This window comes from Variovorax sp. Root411, assembly GCF_001425205.1.
Lineage (GTDB): Bacteria > Pseudomonadota > Gammaproteobacteria > Burkholderiales > Burkholderiaceae_C > Variovorax.
Genome location: NZ_LMDW01000006.1, coordinates 31,313 through 49,599 on the forward strand (window position 1 = coordinate 31,313; position 18,287 = coordinate 49,599).

20 protein-coding genes are annotated in these 18,287 nt (G+C 69.3%); 11 read left to right on the forward strand and 9 right to left on the reverse strand.

Translation table 11 applies throughout. The annotated features are described in order from the left end of the window. The first annotated feature begins 16 nt into the window (after positions 1–16). Positions 17–745: a glutathione S-transferase gene (locus ASC92_RS10115; protein WP_056514190.1), complete on the forward strand. Its 729-nt coding sequence runs from the start codon at positions 17–19 to the stop codon at positions 743–745. A 30-nt stretch (positions 746–775) separates the two neighbouring features. On the opposite strand, the gene ASC92_RS10120 is transcribed toward ASC92_RS10115, so the two are convergent. The 3 genes from ASC92_RS10120 to ASC92_RS10130 are packed head-to-tail and all read right to left on the reverse strand — an operon-like array spanning position 776 to position 4,117. Then, the gene (locus ASC92_RS10120; protein WP_056514193.1) at positions 776–1,558 is read right to left on the reverse strand and encodes a citryl-CoA lyase; all 783 of its coding nucleotides are present in this window, start codon (positions 1,556–1,558) and stop codon (positions 776–778) included. A 17-nt stretch (positions 1,559–1,575) separates the two neighbouring features. Next, positions 1,576–3,090 carry a class I adenylate-forming enzyme family protein gene (locus tag ASC92_RS10125; RefSeq protein WP_056514195.1) on the reverse strand — a complete coding sequence of 505 codons (1,515 nt, stop codon included), beginning with the start codon at positions 3,088–3,090 and terminating at the stop codon, positions 1,576–1,578. A gap of 37 nt (positions 3,091–3,127) precedes the next feature. Beyond that, complete coding sequence (locus tag ASC92_RS10130; protein WP_056514198.1) at positions 3,128–4,117, reverse strand: tripartite tricarboxylate transporter substrate binding protein; 990 nt, start codon at positions 4,115–4,117, stop codon at positions 3,128–3,130. Between the two features lie 100 nt (positions 4,118–4,217). On the opposite strand from ASC92_RS10130, the gene ASC92_RS10135 reads away from it, so the two are divergent. Further along, entirely contained in the window at positions 4,218–5,057 is an 840-nt protein-coding gene (locus ASC92_RS10135) for an IclR family transcriptional regulator (protein WP_056514334.1), read from the forward strand. 15 nt (positions 5,058–5,072) lie between these two features. Here the strand turns inward: ASC92_RS10135 and rsmI are convergent, their stop codons facing one another. Then, positions 5,073–6,032 (reverse strand): 16S rRNA (cytidine(1402)-2'-O)-methyltransferase, encoded by a 960-nt coding sequence (gene rsmI / locus ASC92_RS10140; RefSeq protein ID WP_056514201.1) that lies wholly within the window; start codon positions 6,030–6,032, stop codon positions 5,073–5,075. A 50-nt stretch (positions 6,033–6,082) separates the two neighbouring features. On the opposite strand from rsmI, the gene ASC92_RS10145 reads away from it, so the two are divergent. The 3 genes from ASC92_RS10145 (at position 6,083) to ASC92_RS10155 (ending at position 7,992) form a co-directional block, all read left to right on the forward strand. Then, positions 6,083–6,460, forward strand: coding sequence for a YraN family protein (locus tag ASC92_RS10145; protein WP_056514206.1), 378 nt, complete (start codon positions 6,083–6,085; stop codon positions 6,458–6,460). Positions 6,461–6,544: 84 nt separating this feature from the next. Next, positions 6,545–7,189: an SIS domain-containing protein gene (locus tag ASC92_RS10150; protein ID WP_056514209.1), complete on the forward strand. Its 645-nt coding sequence runs from the start codon at positions 6,545–6,547 to the stop codon at positions 7,187–7,189. Beyond that, on the forward strand, positions 7,186–7,992 hold the full coding sequence (locus ASC92_RS10155) for a BON domain-containing protein (protein ID WP_200935967.1): 807 nt from the start codon (positions 7,186–7,188) through the stop codon (positions 7,990–7,992). Before ASC92_RS10150 ends, ASC92_RS10155 begins: the two co-directional genes overlap by 4 nt. Positions 7,993–8,137: 145 nt before the next feature. On the opposite strand, the gene ASC92_RS10160 is transcribed toward ASC92_RS10155, so the two are convergent. The 3 genes from ASC92_RS10160 to ASC92_RS10170 all read right to left on the reverse strand — a co-directional run bounded on the left by ASC92_RS10160 (position 8,138) and on the right by ASC92_RS10170 (position 11,522). After that, the gene (locus ASC92_RS10160) at positions 8,138–9,046 is read right to left on the reverse strand and encodes an NAD(P)-dependent oxidoreductase (RefSeq protein WP_056514212.1); all 909 of its coding nucleotides are present in this window, start codon (positions 9,044–9,046) and stop codon (positions 8,138–8,140) included. A 161-nt stretch (positions 9,047–9,207) separates the two neighbouring features. Further along, on the reverse strand, positions 9,208–10,344 hold the full coding sequence (locus tag ASC92_RS10165; RefSeq protein WP_056514214.1) for a PilT/PilU family type 4a pilus ATPase: 1,137 nt from the start codon (positions 10,342–10,344) through the stop codon (positions 9,208–9,210). Positions 10,345–10,478: 134 nt separating this feature from the next. Further along, positions 10,479–11,522, reverse strand: a complete 1,044-nt coding sequence (locus ASC92_RS10170) for a type IV pilus twitching motility protein PilT (RefSeq protein WP_007833310.1) — start codon at positions 11,520–11,522, stop codon at positions 10,479–10,481. Between the two features lie 51 nt (positions 11,523–11,573). Here ASC92_RS10170 and ASC92_RS10175 point away from each other — a divergent pair, with 51 nt between their 5' ends. Next, positions 11,574–12,278, forward strand: coding sequence for a YggS family pyridoxal phosphate-dependent enzyme (locus ASC92_RS10175; RefSeq protein ID WP_056514217.1), 705 nt, complete (start codon positions 11,574–11,576; stop codon positions 12,276–12,278). Between the two features lie 12 nt (positions 12,279–12,290). Here the strand turns inward: ASC92_RS10175 and ASC92_RS10180 are convergent, their stop codons facing one another. Beyond that, entirely contained in the window at positions 12,291–12,758 is a 468-nt protein-coding gene (locus tag ASC92_RS10180) for an Lrp/AsnC ligand binding domain-containing protein (RefSeq protein WP_056514219.1), read from the reverse strand. Between the two features lie 308 nt (positions 12,759–13,066). Here ASC92_RS10180 and ASC92_RS10185 point away from each other — a divergent pair, with 308 nt between their 5' ends. The 5 genes from ASC92_RS10185 (at position 13,067) to ASC92_RS10205 (ending at position 17,321) form a co-directional block, all read left to right on the forward strand. Continuing rightward, positions 13,067–14,341, forward strand: coding sequence for a Glu/Leu/Phe/Val family dehydrogenase (locus ASC92_RS10185; RefSeq protein ID WP_056514222.1), 1,275 nt, complete (start codon positions 13,067–13,069; stop codon positions 14,339–14,341). Positions 14,342–14,374: 33 nt separating this feature from the next. Further along, a complete protein-coding gene (locus tag ASC92_RS10190; protein ID WP_056514225.1) occupies positions 14,375–15,028 on the forward strand; it encodes a nucleoside/nucleotide kinase family protein in 654 nt (217 codons plus the stop codon). 82 nt (positions 15,029–15,110) lie between these two features. Continuing rightward, positions 15,111–15,785, forward strand: coding sequence for a DUF2242 domain-containing protein (locus ASC92_RS10195; protein WP_056514227.1), 675 nt, complete (start codon positions 15,111–15,113; stop codon positions 15,783–15,785). Between the two features lie 43 nt (positions 15,786–15,828). Beyond that, positions 15,829–16,299 (forward strand): MarR family winged helix-turn-helix transcriptional regulator, encoded by a 471-nt coding sequence (locus tag ASC92_RS10200; RefSeq protein ID WP_056514229.1) that lies wholly within the window; start codon positions 15,829–15,831, stop codon positions 16,297–16,299. Continuing rightward, on the forward strand, positions 16,296–17,321 hold the full coding sequence (locus ASC92_RS10205; RefSeq protein WP_056514232.1) for an FUSC family protein: 1,026 nt from the start codon (positions 16,296–16,298) through the stop codon (positions 17,319–17,321). Before ASC92_RS10200 ends, ASC92_RS10205 begins: the two co-directional genes overlap by 4 nt. 44 nt (positions 17,322–17,365) lie before the next feature. On the opposite strand, the gene rocF is transcribed toward ASC92_RS10205, so the two are convergent. Then, positions 17,366–18,286 carry an arginase gene (gene rocF, locus ASC92_RS10210; protein WP_056514235.1) on the reverse strand — a complete coding sequence of 307 codons (921 nt, stop codon included), beginning with the start codon at positions 18,284–18,286 and terminating at the stop codon, positions 17,366–17,368. Position 18,287 lies beyond the last annotated feature (1 nt).

The following is an 18,287-nucleotide window of genomic DNA, read 5'->3' on the forward strand; positions in this document are numbered from 1 at the left end:
ATGACACCATGCCCGCATGCCCTACCAACTCCATTACTGGCCCACCATCCAGGGCCGCGGTGAATTCGTGCGGCTCGCGCTCGAGGCGGCCGGTGCCGACTACGTCGACGTGGCGCGCCTGCCCGAAGCCGAGGGCGGCGGCGAATCCGCGCTGGGACGGCGGCTGGGCGACCCCGACAGCGCGCGGCCCGCGTTCGCGCCGCCCTTCCTCGTCGACGGCGACATCGTGGTCGGGCAGACGGCCGCGATCCTGCTCTACCTCGGGCCCCGGCTCGGGCTGTCGGGCGTGGGCGAATCGGACGGACTGTGGACACACCAGCTGCAGCTCACCATCGCAGACGTGGTGGCGGAGGCGCACGACACGCACCATCCGATCTCGACCGGCGCCTACTACGAAGACCAGCGCGACGCGGCCATGCAGCGCGCGCGGGCCTTTCGCGACGAGCGCATCCCGAAGTTCCTGAACTGGTTCGAGCGCGTGCTGCAGCGCAACCCCGCGGGCAGCCTGCATCTGGTGGGCGACGTGCTGACCTATGCGGACCTGTCGCTGTTCCAGCTGGTGGACGGCCTGCACTACGCGTTCCCGAAGGCCACGGCCCGCGCGCTGGACGCCACGCCTGCGGTCGAGAAGCTGCATGCCAACGTCGGACGCCGCCAGCGTGTGCACGACTACCTGCAGAGCCCGCGCCGCATCGCGTTCAACGAGGACGGGATCTTCAGGCGCTACGCGGAGCTGGATGGCTGAGGCCTGTGCGCCAGTCCTCGGGCCAACAGCTTATGCGGGCTTCCCGCTCGCGCCGGCGAACGGGATCGCTTGCTCGACGGTGTCCCAGATGAAGCGGCCCGAAGGGCTTTGCTGCTCCTCGACGATGTGCGCCACCAGCCCCGCGGCGCGCGAGATCACGGCGAAGCCGCGCATCACCGCGGTGGGCACGCCGATTTCGCCGAGCAGCGCGGCCACCGCGCCGGTCGCGTTGATGGTGATGGGGCGGCCAGCGATGGCGTCCACCGCGGCGGACAGGCGCTCCAGCGCCCGCACCTTGTCGCCGGCCAATTCGGGCTCGGCGCGCGCCATGTCGAGCAGCTTGTAGGCGCGCGGGTCCACCGGCTTGTGCAGGTGGTGGCCGAAGCCGGGCACCGGGCTTTCGAGCTCCCTGCAGTGGCGCGCGATGGCCATCGCCTCGGCATCGGGGTCCGTGGCGGCGCCGATGCGATCGAGCAAGCGGGAGCAGTTCTCCATGGTGCCCACGAACGAGCTGCCCACGGCCAGCAGCCCGGCCGAGACGGCGCCCTGCAGGTTCTCGGGCGCACTCATGTAGATCAGGCGCGTGGCAATGGCGCTGGGCGTGAGGCCGTGCTCCATCAGCACCACCAGCACCGCATCGGCGATGCGCAGGTCCACGCCGCGCGGCGTCCGGTTCAGGATCTGCATCAGCATCACGTCGGTGAAGGTCTTCTTGCCGAGCAGGTCTTCGACCAGGTCGGCATCGCGGTAGTGCAGGCTGGTGAGCGTGTGGGTGCACAGGCCGGTGACGGGAGTTTCGGAAGCGGAAGTCATGGCGTGGTCTCTTTCATTCAGGAAGTGGCGGCGGTGGCCATGGCGAGTTCGCGCACGGCGCTCTTGAGCACCTTGCCCACGGGCGAGCGCGGCAGGGCTTCGTGGAAATGGATGTGCTTGGGCGTTTGCACGGGCCCCAGGCGCTCGCGCACGAAGGCGATCAGCTCGGCCTCGGTGGCGCGCCGGCCGGGGCGCAGCTGCACGGCGGCCTGCACCGCCTCGCCCCACTTGTCGTCGGGAATGCCGAACACCGCGCACTCGTGCACGGCCGGGTGCTGGCCGAGCGCGTTCTCCACGTCGACCGGGTACACGTTGAAGCCGCCCGTGATGACCATGTCTTTCAGGCGGTCCTTCAGGTAGAGGTAGCCGCGCTCGTCGATCAGGCCCCGGTCGCCGGTGTGCAGCCAGCCGTCCACCAGCGTCTCGGCGGTCTTTTCGGACAGGCGCCAGTAGCCGGTCATCAGCAGGTCGCCGCGCGCCACCACTTCGCCGACCTCGCCGGCGGGCAGCAGCCGGCCGTCCGGCGCCATGATGGCCACGTCGCTGAACCAGGCGGTGCGGCCCACGGCGGCCCAGTTGCGCTCGTCCTCGAAGTCCGCAGGAAGCATCACGGTGAGGATCTGGGGTGCCTCGGTCTGGCCGTACGTGGTGCCCAGCACCGGGCCGAAGAATTCGCGCACCTCGCGGATCTTCTCGGAGGGCATCGGCGCGCCGCCATAGATCAGCCGGCGCAGGCGCGGAAAGTCGGCGCGCGACGCGCTCGGCAGCGCCATCAGCATGTAGACCAGCGTGGGGGGCATGAAGCACGCCGTGCCGCCGCGCTCGCGGAAGGCCGTGCGCACGGCCTCGGCGCCGGCCGCGGGCAGCACCACATGGCAGCCGCCCTGCGCCAGGATAGGCAGCACGTAGGTCGAGGTGCCGTGCGTGATCGGCGCCGCCACGACATAGCGCTCGTGTTCGTCGAAGCCCCAGGCGTGGATCTGGTTGGCGATGTTGGCCAGCCATGCGCGGTACGGCTGCATCACTCCCTTGGGCGCGCCGGTGGTGCCGCCGGTGAACTTGATTGCCTGCGTGGCGTCCAGCGGCAGCGCGAAGGAAGGGCGCGGCGCGCCGGCGTGCCGGGCCACCAGTGCCGCGATGGTGGCTTCATGCCGCGGCGCCGTGCCGGTGTGGATGCGCGCGCCGGGTGCGCCCTCGAGCAGCCCGGCGCAGATGGCGTCCAGCACGAGGATCGAGGGTTCGGTGGCATCGACGATGCGGCGGATCTCCGGCCGAGTGCTCTGCGGATTCAGCGGCACCCAGACCTTGCCGCAGGCCAGCACCGCGAGCAGCGCGGCAATGTGCTCGGCGCTGTTCTTCGCGCAGATGGCCACGCGGCTTTGCGGCGCGGGGTCGAGGGCGAGCAGCGCGGCCGCCAGCGCCGCCACCTGGGCGGCCAGCGCCTTGTAGCGGATGGTGCCTTCGGGGGCGTCAATCGCAATGTTGTCGGGCCAGCGCGCCGCGGCGCGCCAGAAGAAGTCGATGGGATACATGGGTCGGTGTGCTCCTGTGGAGGCTTTCTTGTCGTCGTCACTCGGCCTTGGCGCCGGACTCCTTCACCACTTCGCGCCAGCGTTTGATCTCTGCCGCGGCGAAGCTGCGCATCTGCTCGGGGGTGCCGGGCTCGGGAGTGGCGGCCAGGTCCTGCAGGCGCTGGCGCACCTCGGGCGCGGCCAGCACCTTGCCGAGCGCGGCATTCAGGCGGTCGATCACGGGACGCGGCGTGCCGGCGGGGGCCGCGAGGCCGAACCACGACTGCACGTCGAAGCCCGGATAGCCTGACTCGGCGAGCGTGGGCACGTCGGGCAGCAGCGGCGAACGCTTGGCGCTGGTGATCGCGATGGCACGCAGGCGCCCGCCCTGCACGTGCGGCAGGGCCGAGGGCGTGTTGTCGAACATCGACTGCACCTGGCCGCCCAGCAGGTCGGTGACTGCGGGCGCGCTGCCTCGATAAGGCACATGCAGCATGTTGAGCCTGGCCTGCATCTTGAACATCTCGCCCGACAGGTGGATGGACGAACCGCTGCCGGACGACGCAAAGGTGATGCCTTCCTTGGACTCCTTGGCGAAGCGCACGTAGTCGGCCACGCTCTTCACGGGCAGCGACGGGTTCACCACGAGGATGTTGGGAATCTTGGCGATCAGGCCAACGGGCTCGAAGTCCTTGACGGGGTCGTAGCCGAGCCTGCCGTAGAGCGAGGCATTGATCGTGTTTGCGATGGTGTAGACGTAGAGCGTGTAGCCGTCGGCGGGCGCGCGGGCCACGTACTCGGCGCCCACGTTGCTGTTGGCGCCCGTGCGGTTGTCCACCAGCAAGGGCTGGCCGAGCTGTTCGCCCAGCTTGACGGCGACGAGGCGCGCGATCAGGTCCGTGGCGCCGCCGGCGGCGTAGCCGACTACGAGCTTCACGGGCTTGGAGGGCCAGGCGGCGGGCTGCGCCTGCAGGGGCAGCGCGGCGCAGCAGGCGAGGGCGGCGGCGAACGCCAGCCCACGCCGGCGGGGTGCGGAATACGAGGTCACTTCTTGTCTCCAGTTGGGTATGCAATGCTTGTCACGGGCCGCGTCCTGCCGTGCTGCGGCACACTGCGCGATGGCTCCGTTGACCGAGAAATTCTTTCGCATGCCTTCCCGAACCGCGAACAGAAACGTCCGCCAGCCGGACGTTTCCATCCGTACCGCGCCCGCGGACACAACCGGTGCCGAGTCCGGCGACGACCCCGGCAGCCGTACGCTGCGGCGCGGCCTGCAGCTGCTGGACGCCGTGCTGGGCAGTGGCCGCGAAGGCCTGCGTGTGGTGGATCTGTGCCGCGCGGCGGGGCTGGAGCGCGCCACGGTCCACCGCCTGCTGGCCACGCTGGTGGAGAGCGGCTATGTTGCGCAGCGCGGGCGCTTTCGCTACGTGGCGGGACTGCGCCTGTCGGCCATGGCGCAACCCGCCGGCATGCCCAACATGGCGGTGCGCCTGCGTCCGGTGCTGGAACGCGTGAGCGCGGCTTGCGGCGATGCGGCTTTCGCGATCGTTCGCGAAGGCCCTGCGTCGCACTGCATCGCGCGTCACGTCGGCACGCATCCGGTGCAGATCCTGGTGATCCAGGTGGGCACACGCCAGCCGCTGGGCGTGGGCGCGGCGGGGCTGGCGCTGTTGTCGGCGCTGCCGGACGACGAGATGGCGTCCGCCATCGCCGCCGATGCCCCCGTGCTCGGGCGCTACGGCGGCATGACGCCCGAGCGCATGGCGCTCCTGGTGCGCGCGACGCGCGAGCGTGGCTGGTCGGTCATCGGCAACCATGCCACCGATGGGGTGCTGGCCGTGGGGATGGCAGTGCGCAGCACAGAAGGCGAGCCGGTGGCCGCGATCAGCGTGGCGTCGACCCTGGACCGCATGCCGCGCGAGCGCCAGCAGCTGATCGCGCGCTGGATGCGCGAGGCGCTGGCCGCGCTGCTGCCGGGCGGGCTGTAGGCCCGCAGGAAGCGGCTACGCGCCGTCTTCGTCCTCGTCGTTATTGCGAATGCGCAGCGCCGCGTCATACAGCGCATTGCGCGGCGCGCCGCTTATCTCTGCCGCCAGCTTCACGGCAGTCTTCACCGGCAGCTCGGTCAGCAGCAGGCGCAGCACGCGTTCGCCTTCCGCGCCGCCGTCGCCGCTCACCGCCACCGGGTGCAGCACCAGCGCGAACTCGCCGCGGATGCGGTCGCGGTCGGCGCCGAACCAGTCGGGCAGGGTGCTGGCCGCGACCGTCGCGATTTCCTCGAACTGCTTGGTGAGCTCGCGGCCCACGGTGATGCGGCGCTCGCCCAGCGTGGCCAGCGCGCGCGCCAGGCTTTCGATGCGGTGCGGCGCTTCGAGCAGCACCACGGCGCGCGGCTCCTGCGACAGCGCCTGCACGGCCGTGTCGCGCTCGCCGGCCTTGCTCGGCAGGAAGCCCGCGAAGACGAAGGCGCTGCTGCTGGCATTGCCATCGCTGCCATCGGCCACGAGGCCGGCCGCGCCGACCAGCGTGGTCACGCTGCTGGCGCCCGGCAGCGGCAGCACGCGCTGCCCGGCCGCGCGCACAGCCGCGGCCAGCCGCGCGCCGGGGTCGCTCACGCCCGGCGTGCCGGCGTCGCTGACGTAGGCGATGCGCTCGCCCTGCGCAAGCCGCGCGACCACGGCCTGGGCCGCCTCGGCCTCGTTGTGCTGATGCACCGCGAGCAGCCGCGCGCCGGGGCGGTCGATGCCGTAGGCGCGCAGCAGGCTTTGCGTGTGGCGCGTGTCCTCGCAGGCGATGGCGTCCACCAGCTGCAGCACATGCAGCGCGCGCAGCGTGATGTCGGCCAGGTTGCCGATGGGCGTGGCGACCACGTAGAGCGTACCCTGCGGATAATGCTGCGCACCCGCGGCGTCGTGCGCGGCCGCGAGGGCGGCGCCGAAAGAAGCAGGGGCGAGTGAAGCCAAGGGGTTTCTCCGTGAGAACGAACAAGAAGATTGATTGCAGGCAGGGAGCCATGAAGACCGACACCACAACGAAGCGCCGCGGCGATGCGGCGGAAGACGCCGCACTCGACCATCTGCAGGACGCCGGCCTCGTGCTGGTCGCGCGCAATTATCGGACGCCGGGGCGCGGCGGCGGCGAGATCGACCTGATCATGCGCGATCCGCGCCATTCGCCGCAGGGCACCCTGGTGTTCGTCGAGGTCCGCCAGCGCAGCACCGGCACGCACGGCGGCGCGGGCGGCAGCATCACCGGGCTGAAGCAGCGGCGCATCGTGTTCGCCGCGCAGCATTACCTGAGCCGGCTGCGCACCGTGCCGCCATGCCGTTTCGACGTGGTGCTGGTCGAGGAGAAAATCACCTGGCTGCAAGCGGCCTTCGACGCCGGCTGAAGCGCTCCCGCCAAGGGAACCGAAGCCTTGGCCGGCGGCTCCACATACGTCTTGTTTCACAACCCCCAGTTATCATCCCGCCTCATGCTCGAGCAACGGATTCAGCAGCACTTCATCGACAGTGCCGACCTCAAGTACCAGACCGGACCGGTCCTCAGCAAACCCATCTCCCAAGCGATGCAGGCCATCCTGGCGTGCGTGACCAGCGGCGGCAAGGTGCTCGCCTGCGGTGCTGGCGTGTCGGGGCTGCTGGCGGCCCAGTTCGCCGCGCAGTTCGTGGGCCGCTTCGAACGCGAACGGCCCGAGCTCGGCGCCATCGCGCTGCCCGGCGACACCACCGACCCCGAGGCCGACAGCGCCAGCGCGACGGACGTCGACCGTTTCGCTCGCCAGGTGCGCGCGCTCGGCCAGGCCGGCGACGTGCTGCTGGCATTGAGCGCCAGCGGACAGTCGGCGTCGGTGCTGGCCGCTGTGGCGGCCGCGCACGAACGCGACATGACCGTGGTCGCGCTGCTCGGCAACGCCGTCTCGGGGGCGCCCTCGGCGCCGGGCGCGGGCAGCAGCGGTTCGGGCGGCGCCATCGGCCGCGCGCTGCGCGAGACCGATGTCCAGATCAGCGTGCCGCACGAGCGTGCGGCGCGCATCCACGAAATCCACCAGATCGCGCTGCATTGCCTGTGCGACGGCGTGGATGCCCAGCTACTCGGAGAACAGGAAGCTTCCTCATGACCATGACGACCATGACGATGACATCATCGACCCGGCGTTTCGCCCTGGCCCTCACCCTGGGTGCCGCACTGGTCGCGGGCCTTTCCGCCTGCGTGCCGCTCGTCGTGGGCGGTGCGGCCGTGATGGGCGTGGGCATGGTGGCCACCGACCGCCGCAGCTCCGGCGCGCAGCTGGACGACCAGGGCATCGAGCTGCGCGCCGCGGCCCGCGTGCGCGACATCGCCAACGACCAGATGTACGTGAGCGTCACCAGCTACAACCGCCAGGTGCTGCTGACCGGCGCCGTGGGCAGCGATGCCGACCGCCGCCGCGTCGAGGAGGAAGTGAGCCGCATCGTGAACGTGCGCTCGGTGGTGAACGAGCTGACCGTCGGCTCCTCGAGCACCTTCCAGGACCGCTCGAACGACCTCTACATCACCGGCAAGGTGAAGGCCTCGCTGCTCGACGCCAAGGACATCTTCGCCAATTCCTTCAAGGTGGTGACCGAGCGCGGCGTGGTCTACCTGATGGGCATTGCCACGCGGCGCGAAACCGATCGCGCCACCGACATCACGCGCGGCGTCTCGGGCGTGGTGAAGGTCGTGCGCGTGGTCGAGGTCGTGAGCGAGGCGGACCTGGCGGCCAGCCAGGCGGCGAACCAGGCTGCGGCGCAGCGCGGCGGCACGGGTCCGGCGCCGGTCACGTCGGCGGCGCCGTCCGCGCCTTCGTCATCGCCAACGCCTTCTTCCTCCAACTCGCGCGTGCCGCTGCCGCCGATGGAGCCGCTGCCCGCAAGCGGCGCGACGACGTCGCCGATCCGCTGAAGAACGAGCGCGAACAAAAATGCCCGCTGCCTTAGCGGGCATTTTTTCGTGGAACACCGAGGAACCGGCTTTGCCGGGCCTCAGGTGTTGCCCCCGGTAGGGGGAAGGCGTAGCGACACGAAGTGCGCGCAGCCTGGGGGCGAGCCTATTTCAACCGGATGATGAGGCTCGACGTGTCCCAGCGCCTTCCGCCGGCTTGCTGCACGTCGGCATAGAACTGGTCGACCAGCGCCGTCACAGGCACGCGCGCGCCGTTGCGCTTGGCTTCGTCGAGCACCAGGCCCAGGTCCTTGCGCATCCAGTCGACCGCGAAGCCGTAGTCGAACTTGCCTTCGATCATGGTCTTGCCGCGGTTTTCCATCTGCCAGCTCTGGGCCGCGCCCTTGCTGATGACGCCGAGCACCGCCTCCATGTCGAGCCCCGCGCGCTGGCCGAAGGCGATGGCTTCCGACAGCCCCTGCACCAGGCCCGCGATGGCGATCTGGTTCACCATCTTCGCTAGCTGGCCGGCGCCGCTTTCGCCCAGCAGTGTGACGGCGCGCGAGAAGGCCATGGCCACCGGTTTGATGCGCTCGAACACGGCCGCGTCGCCGCCGCACATGACCGTGAGCGCGCCGTTCTGCGCGCCGGCCTGTCCGCCCGAGACGGGCGCGTCGATGAAGTGCAGGCCCAGCGCCTGAGCGGCCTTGGAGAGCTCGCGTGCCACGTCGGCCGAAGCGGTTGTATGGTCGACGAACGCCGCGCCCTTCTTCATGCCGGCGAAGGCGCCGTCGTCGCCCAGCACCACGGAGCGCAGGTCATCGTCGTTGCCGACGCAGCAGAACACGATGTCGGCGCCGGCCGCAGCTTCGCGCGGCGTGGGGGCGTGACGGCCCGGCGCGCCGAACTCGGCGACCCAGGCCTGCGACTTGGCGGGTGTGCGGTTGTAGACCGTGACCGTGTGGCCGGCCTTGGCCAGGTGTCCGGCCATGGGCCCGCCCATGACGCCGAGGCCGAGGAAGGCCAGCGTCTGGGCGGGAACGGATTCGTAGGTGCGGGAGTTGATGCTGCTCATGGCCACAGCTTAAAGCCAAAGAAAGCCGATCCCCTCAGGCATGAAATCGGCGCGCCCCAGTCGCGAGACACCGCAGAACCGGCTTCGCCGGGCTGCAGGTGTCGCCCCCGGTAGGGGGAAGGCGAAGCGACACGAAGTGCGCGCAGCCTGGGGGCGAGCCTTTATACGATCGCGAAGTGCTCCGTGCCCGCCGACAGGTCGGTGCTGCGCGCGCGCTGGCTGTTGAGCTTGATCTGCAGCCGCAGGTCGTTGGCCGAGTCGGCGTTTCGGATCGCGTCCTCGAAGTTGATCGAGTGGCTTTCGAACAGGTCGAACAGCGCCTGGTCGAAGGTCTGCATGCCCAGGTTGCGGCTCTTCTTCATGATCTCCTTGATCTCGCCCACCTCGCCCTTGAAGATCAAATCGGAGATCAGCGGCGTGTTCAGCAGCACTTCCACCGCTGCCACGCGGCCCGTGCCGTCCTCGGTGGGCACCAGTCGCTGCGACACCAGCGAGCGCAGGTTCAGCGACAGGTCCATCAGCAGCTGCGCGCGGCGCTCTTCGGGGAAGAAGTTGATGATCCGGTCCAGCGCCTGGTTGGCGCTGTTGGCGTGCAGCGTGGCCATGCACAGGTGGCCGGTTTCGGCAAAGGCCACTGCGTGCTCCATGGTTTCGCGGTCGCGGATCTCGCCCATCAGGATCACGTCGGGCGCCTGGCGCAGCGTGTTCTTCAGCGCGGCTTCCCAGCTGTCGGTGTCGATGCCCACCTCGCGCTGCGTCACCACGCAGTTCTTGTGCGGGTGCACGAACTCGACCGGGTCTTCCACCGTGACGATGTGGCCGTAAGAATTTTCGTTGCGCCAGTCGATCATCGCGGCCAGCGTGGTCGACTTGCCTGAGCCGGTGGCGCCCACCAGGATGCACAGGCCGCGCTTGGTCATCGACACGTCCTTCAGAATCTGAGGCATGCCCAGCCCGTCGATGGTCGGCAGCTTGGCGGGAATGGTCCGCATCACCATGCCGACCTTGCCCTGCTGAACGAACGCGTTCACGCGGAAGCGGCCGATGCCGGTCGGCGAGATCGCGAAGTTGCACTCCTTGGTGCGCTCGAACTCCGCCGTCTGGCGGTCGTTCATGATCGAGCGCGTGAGCGCCAGCGTGTGCTGCGCGCCCAGCGCCTGCTGCGACACCTTGGTGACCTTGCCGTCGACCTTGATGGCCGGCGGAAAGTCGGCGGTGATGAACAGGTCGCTGCCGTTGCGGCTCACCATGAGCTTGAGCAGGTCGTTGATGAACTGGCTGGCTTGATCGCGTTCCATGAGAGCGCTCCTTGATTGTCTAGATTGACCTGCCTGCGGCCGACCGCCGGGCCGCCCCAAGGCGGCCGCGCCTCCCCCCTGGGGGGTGGAGTTACACGCAGCGCAGCGAAGTGAAAAGCCGGGGGGGCTCATGACTAGCCGGGGAAATTCTCGGGGATCTTGGCTTTTCCGCGGGCTTCGGCTGCCGAGATCGTATTGCGGCGCACCAGTTCCGTCAGGTTCTGGTCGAGCGTCTGCATGCCCGAGCCCTGGCCGGTCTGGATGGTGGAGTACATCTGCGCGACCTTGGCCTCGCGGATCAGGTTGCGGATGGCGGGCGTGCCCAGCATGATCTCGTGCGCCGCCACGCGGCCCTGGCCGTCCTTGGTCTTGCACAGCGTCTGCGAGATCACGGCCTGCAGCGACTCCGACAGCATCGCGCGGATCATTTCCTTTTCCTCGCCCGGGAACACGTCGATGATCCGGTCGATGGTCTTGGCGGCGGACGAGGTGTGCAGCGTGCCGAACACCAGGTGGCCCGTTTCGGCCGCGGTCATCGCGAGGCGGATGGTTTCGAGGTCGCGCAACTCGCCCACCAGGATGGCGTCCGGGTCTTCGCGCAGGGCGGAGCGCAGCGCGTTCGAGAACGACAGCGTCATCGGGCCCACTTCGCGCTGGTTGATCAGGCACTTCTTCGATTCGTGCACGAACTCGATCGGGTCTTCCACCGTGAGGATGTGGCCGTACTCGTTCTCGTTGAGGTAGTTGACCATCGCGGCCAGTGTGGTCGACTTGCCCGAGCCCGTGGGGCCCGTCACCAGCACCAGCCCGCGCGGCTTGAGCGCGAGTTCGCCGAAAATCTTCGGTGCGTTCAGTTGTTCCAGCGTCAGGATCTTCGAGGGAATGGTCCGGAACACGGCGGCCGCGCCGCGCGCCTGGTTGAAGGCATTCACGCGGAAGCGCGCGAGGCCGTCGATCTCGAACGAGAAGTCGACCTCCAGGAACTCTTCGTAGTGCTTGCGGTGCGTGTCGCTCATGATGTCGTACACCATGGCGTGAACGCCCTTGTGATCGAGCGCATCGACGTTGATGCGGCGCACGTCGCCATTGACGCGGATCATGGGCGGCAGGCCTGCGGAAAGGTGCAGGTCGGAGGCTTTGTTCTTGACGCTGAACGCCAGCAATTGGGTGATGTCCACGGGGCTCCTCGGCTCGAGTTTGGTGACGTTTTGATACGATTTTGGACGATTATGACGATGATTGGCGACGACCTCCAGCAAGTAAACAGCCGGATCGCGAAGGCATGTGTAACTGCCGGCCGCGCGCCCGGCGAGGTCCGGCTGCTGGCGGTGTCCAAGACCTTCGGGCCGCAGGCCGTGCGCGAGGCGCATGCGGCGGGCCAGACGGCCTTCGGCGAGAACTATGTGCAGGAAGGCCTGGACAAGATCGAAGCCCTCGCCGACCTGCGGTCCTCCCTCGAATGGCACTGCATCGGCCCTCTGCAAAGCAACAAGACGCGGCCCGTGGCCGAGCACTTCGACTGGGTCCACAGCATCGATCGGCTGAAGATCGCCGAACGCCTGTCGGCCCAGCGGCCGGCGCATCTGCCGCCGCTGCATGTATGCCTTCAGGTTAATGTGGACGGCGGTGCCAACAAGTCCGGCGTGCCGCCCGAAGAGGCGCTGGCGCTGGCGCGCGCTGTGGCGGCCTTGCCACATCTGCGGCTGCGCGGGCTCATGGCAATCCCCGAACCGGCGACGGACTTCGAGGCGCAGCGCGATTTGTGCCTGCGCGCGCATGCGGTGTACCGGTCGATCCGTGACGCGGGCATCGCGCTCGACACGCTGTCGCTCGGCATGAGTGCCGATCTTGAAGCAGCGATCAGCGCGGGCAGCACGATGGTGCGCGTCGGCACCGCCATTTTCGGCGGCCGCTCGTACGGCAAGCCGGCCTGACCGGCCCGTGCTTCAGATCCCCAGCGGCAACCGCGCGCTGCTCTTCACTTCTTCCATCACCGCATAGGTCCGCGTCTCGCGCACGCCGGGCAACTGCCACAGCACGGTGCCGGCGAATTCGCGGTAGGCGGCCATGTCGGCCATGCGGGTCTTGAGCAGGTAGTCGAAGCCGCCCGCGACCATGTGGCATTCCATGATCTCGTCGCGCACCTGCACGGCCGCCTTGAACTGGTCGAACACGTTGGGGGTGGTGCGGTCGAGCAGCACCTCGACGAAGACGGTGAACCCGCGGCCCAGCTTGTGCGGATCGAGCCGCGCCTCGTAGCCCTGGATGAAGCCGTCGCGCGTGAGCCGCTGCACGCGCGCCAGCACCGCGGTGGGCGAGAGCGCCACCGCCTCGGCCAACTTGAGGTTGGTGATGCGGCCGTCCTCCTGAAGGATCTTCAGCAGCCGGAGATCGATGCGGTCCAGGTCGAGCATTGGAGAATTATCCGGCTTGAACGTCGATTTCTGGCGGAAGATGCGGCCTATGGTTGCTGGCCATAGGAGATAGAACCAGTGAGTTGCCGGCGGCCTACCCTTGCCTACCCAACGCGCCGCATCCGCGGGGCCGGTGAGCCGCGGTGCCTGTCGCTCGCCGGACGGAATCATTCCCTCCCTTGATGGCCTCGACCTTCACGCGGTCCCAACCTCTCTTGCATAACCGCCAGCGCGGCGCGCATAAGCCATGGCGCAGCGTGCGGGAGAGGTCTATCGTTGCGCCCATCCGATCAACCAAGGGATCTCTCATGAGCGAAAAACTCTCCTTCGTCAATCCGACCGCCGACAGCCCGTGGGGCACGTATCTTTCGCAGGTCGACCGCGTCGTGCCGTACCTCGGCCCGCTGGCCCGCTGGGTCGAAACCCTGAAGCGCCCCAAGCGCGCGCTGATCGTCGACGTGCCGATCGAGATGGACGACGGCACCATCGCCCACTTCGAGGGCTACCGCGTGCAGCACAACATGAGCCGCGGCCCGGGCAAGGGCGGCGTGCGCTTCCACCCCGACGTCACGCTGGAAGAAGTGATGGCGCTGTCGGCCTGGATGACCATCAAGACCGCGGCCGTCAACCTGCCTTACGGCGGCGCCAAGGGCGGCATCCGCGTCGATCCGAAGAAGCTCTCGCTGCAGGAGCTGGAGAAGGTCACGCGCCGCTACACCAGCGAGATCGGCATCATCATCGGCCCGCACACCGACATTCCCGCGCCCGACGTGAACACCAACGCGCAGATCATGGCGTGGATGATGGACACCTACTCGATGAACGTCGGCGGCACCGCCACCGGCGTGGTCACCGGCAAGCCGCTGCACCTGGGCGGCTCGCTGGGCCGCGTGAAGGCCACCGGCCGCGGCGTGTTCGTCACCGGCCGTGAAGCCGCTCGCCGACTGGGCATGGACCTGCGCGGCGCGCGCATCGCGGTGCAGGGCTTCGGCAACGTGGGCTCGGTCGCGGCGGAACTGTTCGCCGAAGCGGGCGCCAAGATCGTCGCGGTGCAGGACCACACCGGCACCATCGTCAACAGCAACGGCCTCGACCTTGCGAAGCTGGTGCCCATCTCGCGCACCGACGGCGTGGTCGGCTTCAAGGCCGGCGGCGACATCGTGCCGAACGAGGACTTCTGGAACACGCCCTGCGACATCCTCATTCCGGCCGCGCTCGAAGGCCAGCTCACGGCCGAACGCGCACAGAAGACCACCGCCAAGCTGGTGCTCGAAGGCGCCAACGGCCCCACGGTGCCGATTGCCGACGACATCCTCGCCGAGCGCGGCGTGCTGGTGGTGCCCGACGTGATCTGCAATGCCGGCGGCGTGACGGTGAGCTACTTCGAATGGGTGCAGGACTTCTCTTCGTTCTTCTGGGACGAAGACGAGATCAACGTGCGCCTGGACCGCATCATGATGAATGCGCTGAACCATATCTGGGACACGTCGGACAAGCACAAGATCACGCTGCGCACGGCGACGTACGCAGTGGCTTGCGAGCGCATCCTGATGGCTCGCCAAGAGCGCGGCCTGTATCCCTGATTCTCTGACGCAAGAGGACGGTACGCTCGGGGGATGACCACCATCCCCGCACCGCAGCTACCTTCCCTCGACGCGGACAGCGCCGCCCGCCTGCGAGCCCTGATGGCCAGCGGGCGGCGCAAGCTGCTGGGCCTCGTCGGCGCGCCGGGCGCGGGCAAGTCGACGCTCGCGGCAGCGCTGCTCCGGTCGGTGGGCGCCGGCCGCGCCCAGGTCGTTCCCATGGACGGCTTCCACCTCGCCAACGTCGAGTTGCAACGGCTCGGCCGCGCTGCCCGCAAGGGCGCCCCCGATACCTTCGACAGCGCCGGCTACGTCGCACTGCTGCAGCGCTTGCGGGAGCAGCGGCCCGACGGCGACATCGTCTACGCGCCCGAGTTTCGCCGCGAGATCGAAGAGCCGATCGCCAGCGCCATTGCCGTGCTGCCGTCGACGCAACTTGTCATCACCGAAGGCAACTACCTGCTGCACGACGCCGGACCGTGGGCCGCCGCGGCGGCGATGCTCGACGAGGTCTGGTACGTGGACATCGACGACGCGGTGCGCGAAGAGCGCCTGGTGCGCCGCCACCAGCAGTTCGGCCGCAGCGCCGAGGAAGCGCGCGCCTGGGTGGCGAGCACCGACGCACCCAATGCGCGGCTGATCGCGGCGACGCGGATGCGCGCGCACCACGTGCTGCCCTGGTCCTGAAATTCCCGCGTGGCAGGGAACGCAGGCGCGGCGGCGCGCTCGAAGCCATGCCGGCGAGCCGCCGGTTAGCATTCGCCGCTCCATGCCGTCCACGCACCCCACCCACTTGTCTTTTGCCCGCGCCCCGGTCCTCGTGCTGGGCCTGCTGTCCGCCTTCGTGCTCGCCGGCTGCGGCAGCACTTCGCGCCGGGTGTCGTACGAGCCCGAAGCGTTCGGCTCGACCACCACCCACACCCGCGACTACGAGGCCACCGAGGCCCAGACCTGCGAAGCCGCGCGGCGCGCGCTGCTGAGCCAGGGCTACATGATCACGGCCGCCAACACCGACCTCGTGACCGGGCGCAAGAGCTTCCAGCCCGCGGCCGAGGTACACGTCGAGGTCGAGTTCCGCGTGGTCTGCGCGCGCGAGAACACGAGGGGCGGCAAGGCCAGCAAGAGCACCGTGGCCTTCGCGACCGCGCTGCAGGACCGCTACGGCATCAAGAAGGTGAACAACTCCGCCAGCCTCGGCGTGGGCGCGATCGGCTCGCTCTCGCTGCCGTTCTCGAGCAGCGACGACGCGATGGTGAAGGTCGCGAGCGAGACGCTGACCGACGAGCGCTTCTACGACCGCTTCTTCGCGCTGCTCGACCGTTTCCTCGACGGTCCGGAAGGCGAGGAAGAAGCTGGGGCACCCGCGGAAACGCCGGTCGCCTCCCCGCCCGCCGCCGTGCCCGCCGTCACCTACCCGGTGAGTTCGTCGCCCAACCGGGGCTGACGCCGGGACGCCGAAATACCAAGATGCGTCTTACAATTCGGGCATGGCTTCCACTATTCCGGATCCGGCGCAATGCGCCTCGCGCCTGCGCACCTCGGTGTCGCTGCTGTCGCGCCAGTTGCGCAGCGGCAGCGCCACGCCCGACGGCCCGAGCGTGGCCAAGCTCAGCGTGCTCGGCCAGCTGCATCGGCACGGGCCGTGCACGCCCACTGCGTTGGCGGGGCTCGAACGCGTCAAGCTTCAATCGCTGACCCGGCTGTTGGCCGAGCTGGAGGCCGAAGGCTGGATCGGCCGCACGCCGCACCCGAGCGACGGACGCCAATGGCTGCTGTCGCTCACGGCCGAGGGCGTGCGCCGTCTCAAGGCGCTCATGCGCAGGCGAGAGGCGGCGCTGGCCGAGGCAATCGGCGCCACGCTGGATGCCGGCCAGCGCGCCTTGCTGCTGCAGGCCTGCGGGCTCATCGATGGCATCGCCGCCGCGCTGGACAGCGATTCAGCGGCTGCCAAGTCATGATCGGCGCCCCGGCTCTCCAACGCCTGACGGATCCCTGGCGCCACGGCCGCTGGCGCCCCGGCGTGCAGCTGGCGGCAGCAGTGGCCATCGCCTGGGGCGTGGCCGTCGTCCTGCATCTGCCCGAAAGTTTCTGGGCGGTGATGAGCGTGCTGATCGTCATGCGCCCGAGCGCCGGGTCCACGCTCGATGCCGGATGGAACCGGGTGCGCGGCACGGCAGCCGGCGCACTGTGCGGCCTGGCCGGCGTCTGGCTGCAGCACCACGGCGCCCCGGCGCTCGCGACCACGCTGGCCGTTGTCATGCTGCTGTCCTTTGCCAGCGCGGCCGCGCCGGGCCTGCGCAGTGCGCCGGTGGCCGCGTTGCTCATCCTGGCGGCGGGCGGCATTCCCGGCCATTCGGCGTTGCAGGTGGCGCTGCTGCGCATGGTGCAGATCGGCATTGGCGTCGGAGTGGCGCTGGCTGTCTCGACGCTCATGTCCGAGTACCACGCGGGCGCGCGGTTCGACGAGGGCTGCGCCGCATTGCTGCACGGCATCGCGAAGCGCATGGCGGCCGCACGGCGGCCCGCCGATGCCGAGGCGGAGAGCATTCAGGCGGGCACGCGCGCCGCGCTTGTCCGCCTGGCCGTGCTGGCCGGCAGCGCGGACCTGGAGGCGCGGTGGTGGCGCCGCGGCGCTGGGGGGAGCACGGCGCGAGGCGCTTACCGCGACAAGGCCCGGTTGGCGGCGCGCATCTTCCAGGACGCCGTGGTGTTCGACCGCGTGTTCCGGCAAGCGCAGGACACGCAGGCCGACGCCACGTGGCGAGAAGCCGCACGGGCTGCCGGGACCGCCATCGCCGGCATGGCCGATGCGCTCGCGGGAAGGAGCGCGCCGCCGGACCTGGGCGGGCTCGACCGCTGCGCGCAGGCGTCGCGCGACGTGCCGTCGAATGCGCTCCTGGCCGCACCGCTGAGCCTGCTCTTCGACGACTTGCGCCGCCTGCAGCACGTGCTCGGCGCACGCTCGCCGTCATCCACCTAAGTGACCCGAGCCCCGGAACCTTCCGAAAATCCGATCGTTTGTCTTCAGCGCACCAGCGTCGACTTGCCGAACAGGCTCTCGATGAGTTCGACCGCCACCTCGGCCGTCTGGTTGCGCACGTCGAGCGCCGGGTTCAGTTCCACCACGTCGAGCGAGCCTAGCCGCCCGGTATCGGCGATCATTTCCATGCACAGCTGCATCTCGCGGTAGGTCGGCCCGCCGCGCACGCCGGTGCCCACGCCGGGCGCGTCGGCCGGGTCGAGGCAGTCGAGGTCGAAGCTCACGTGCAGGTGCGTGTCGTCGTCCACGTCCTGCAGCGCCTCGGTCATGGTGGTGCGCATGCCGTGCTCGTCGATGTGGCGCATGTCGAACACGTTCAGGCCCAGTGTGCGGATGGCTTCCTTCTCGTCGCTGTCGACGCTGCGGATGCCGATGAAGCGGATGGCGTCGTGGTGCAGCGCCGCGCGCTCGCCGCTCCAGCCCGTGAGCACCGCGGGCCCGTGGCCCAGCAGGCACGACACCGGCATGCCGTGCAGGTTGCCGCTGGGGCTCGTGGTCTCGGTGTTGACGTCGGAGTGCGCGTCGAGCCACAGCACGCGCAGCTTCTTGCCGCGCTTGCGCGCATGCCATGCCACCGCGCTGATGGAGCCGATGGCCAGGCAGTGGTCGCCGCCCATCATCAGCGGCACATGGCTGGCGCCCAGCGCGGTGTCGACGGCCGCGTACACCGAGCGGTTCCAGGCAATCACCTCGTCGAGATGGCGCAGCCCGTTGGCCGGCGGCGCCCACGGCGTGGCGGGGCCGGCAAGGTTGCCGCGGTCGACGACGACATAGCCCTGCCGCGCCAGCGCCTCCGGCAGGCCCGCCACGCGCAGCGCATCGGGGCCCATGCCGGCACCGCGCACGCTGGCGCCGATGTCGGTCGGCGCGCCGATCAGTTCGAGGGTGACGTTGGCATTGCTCATT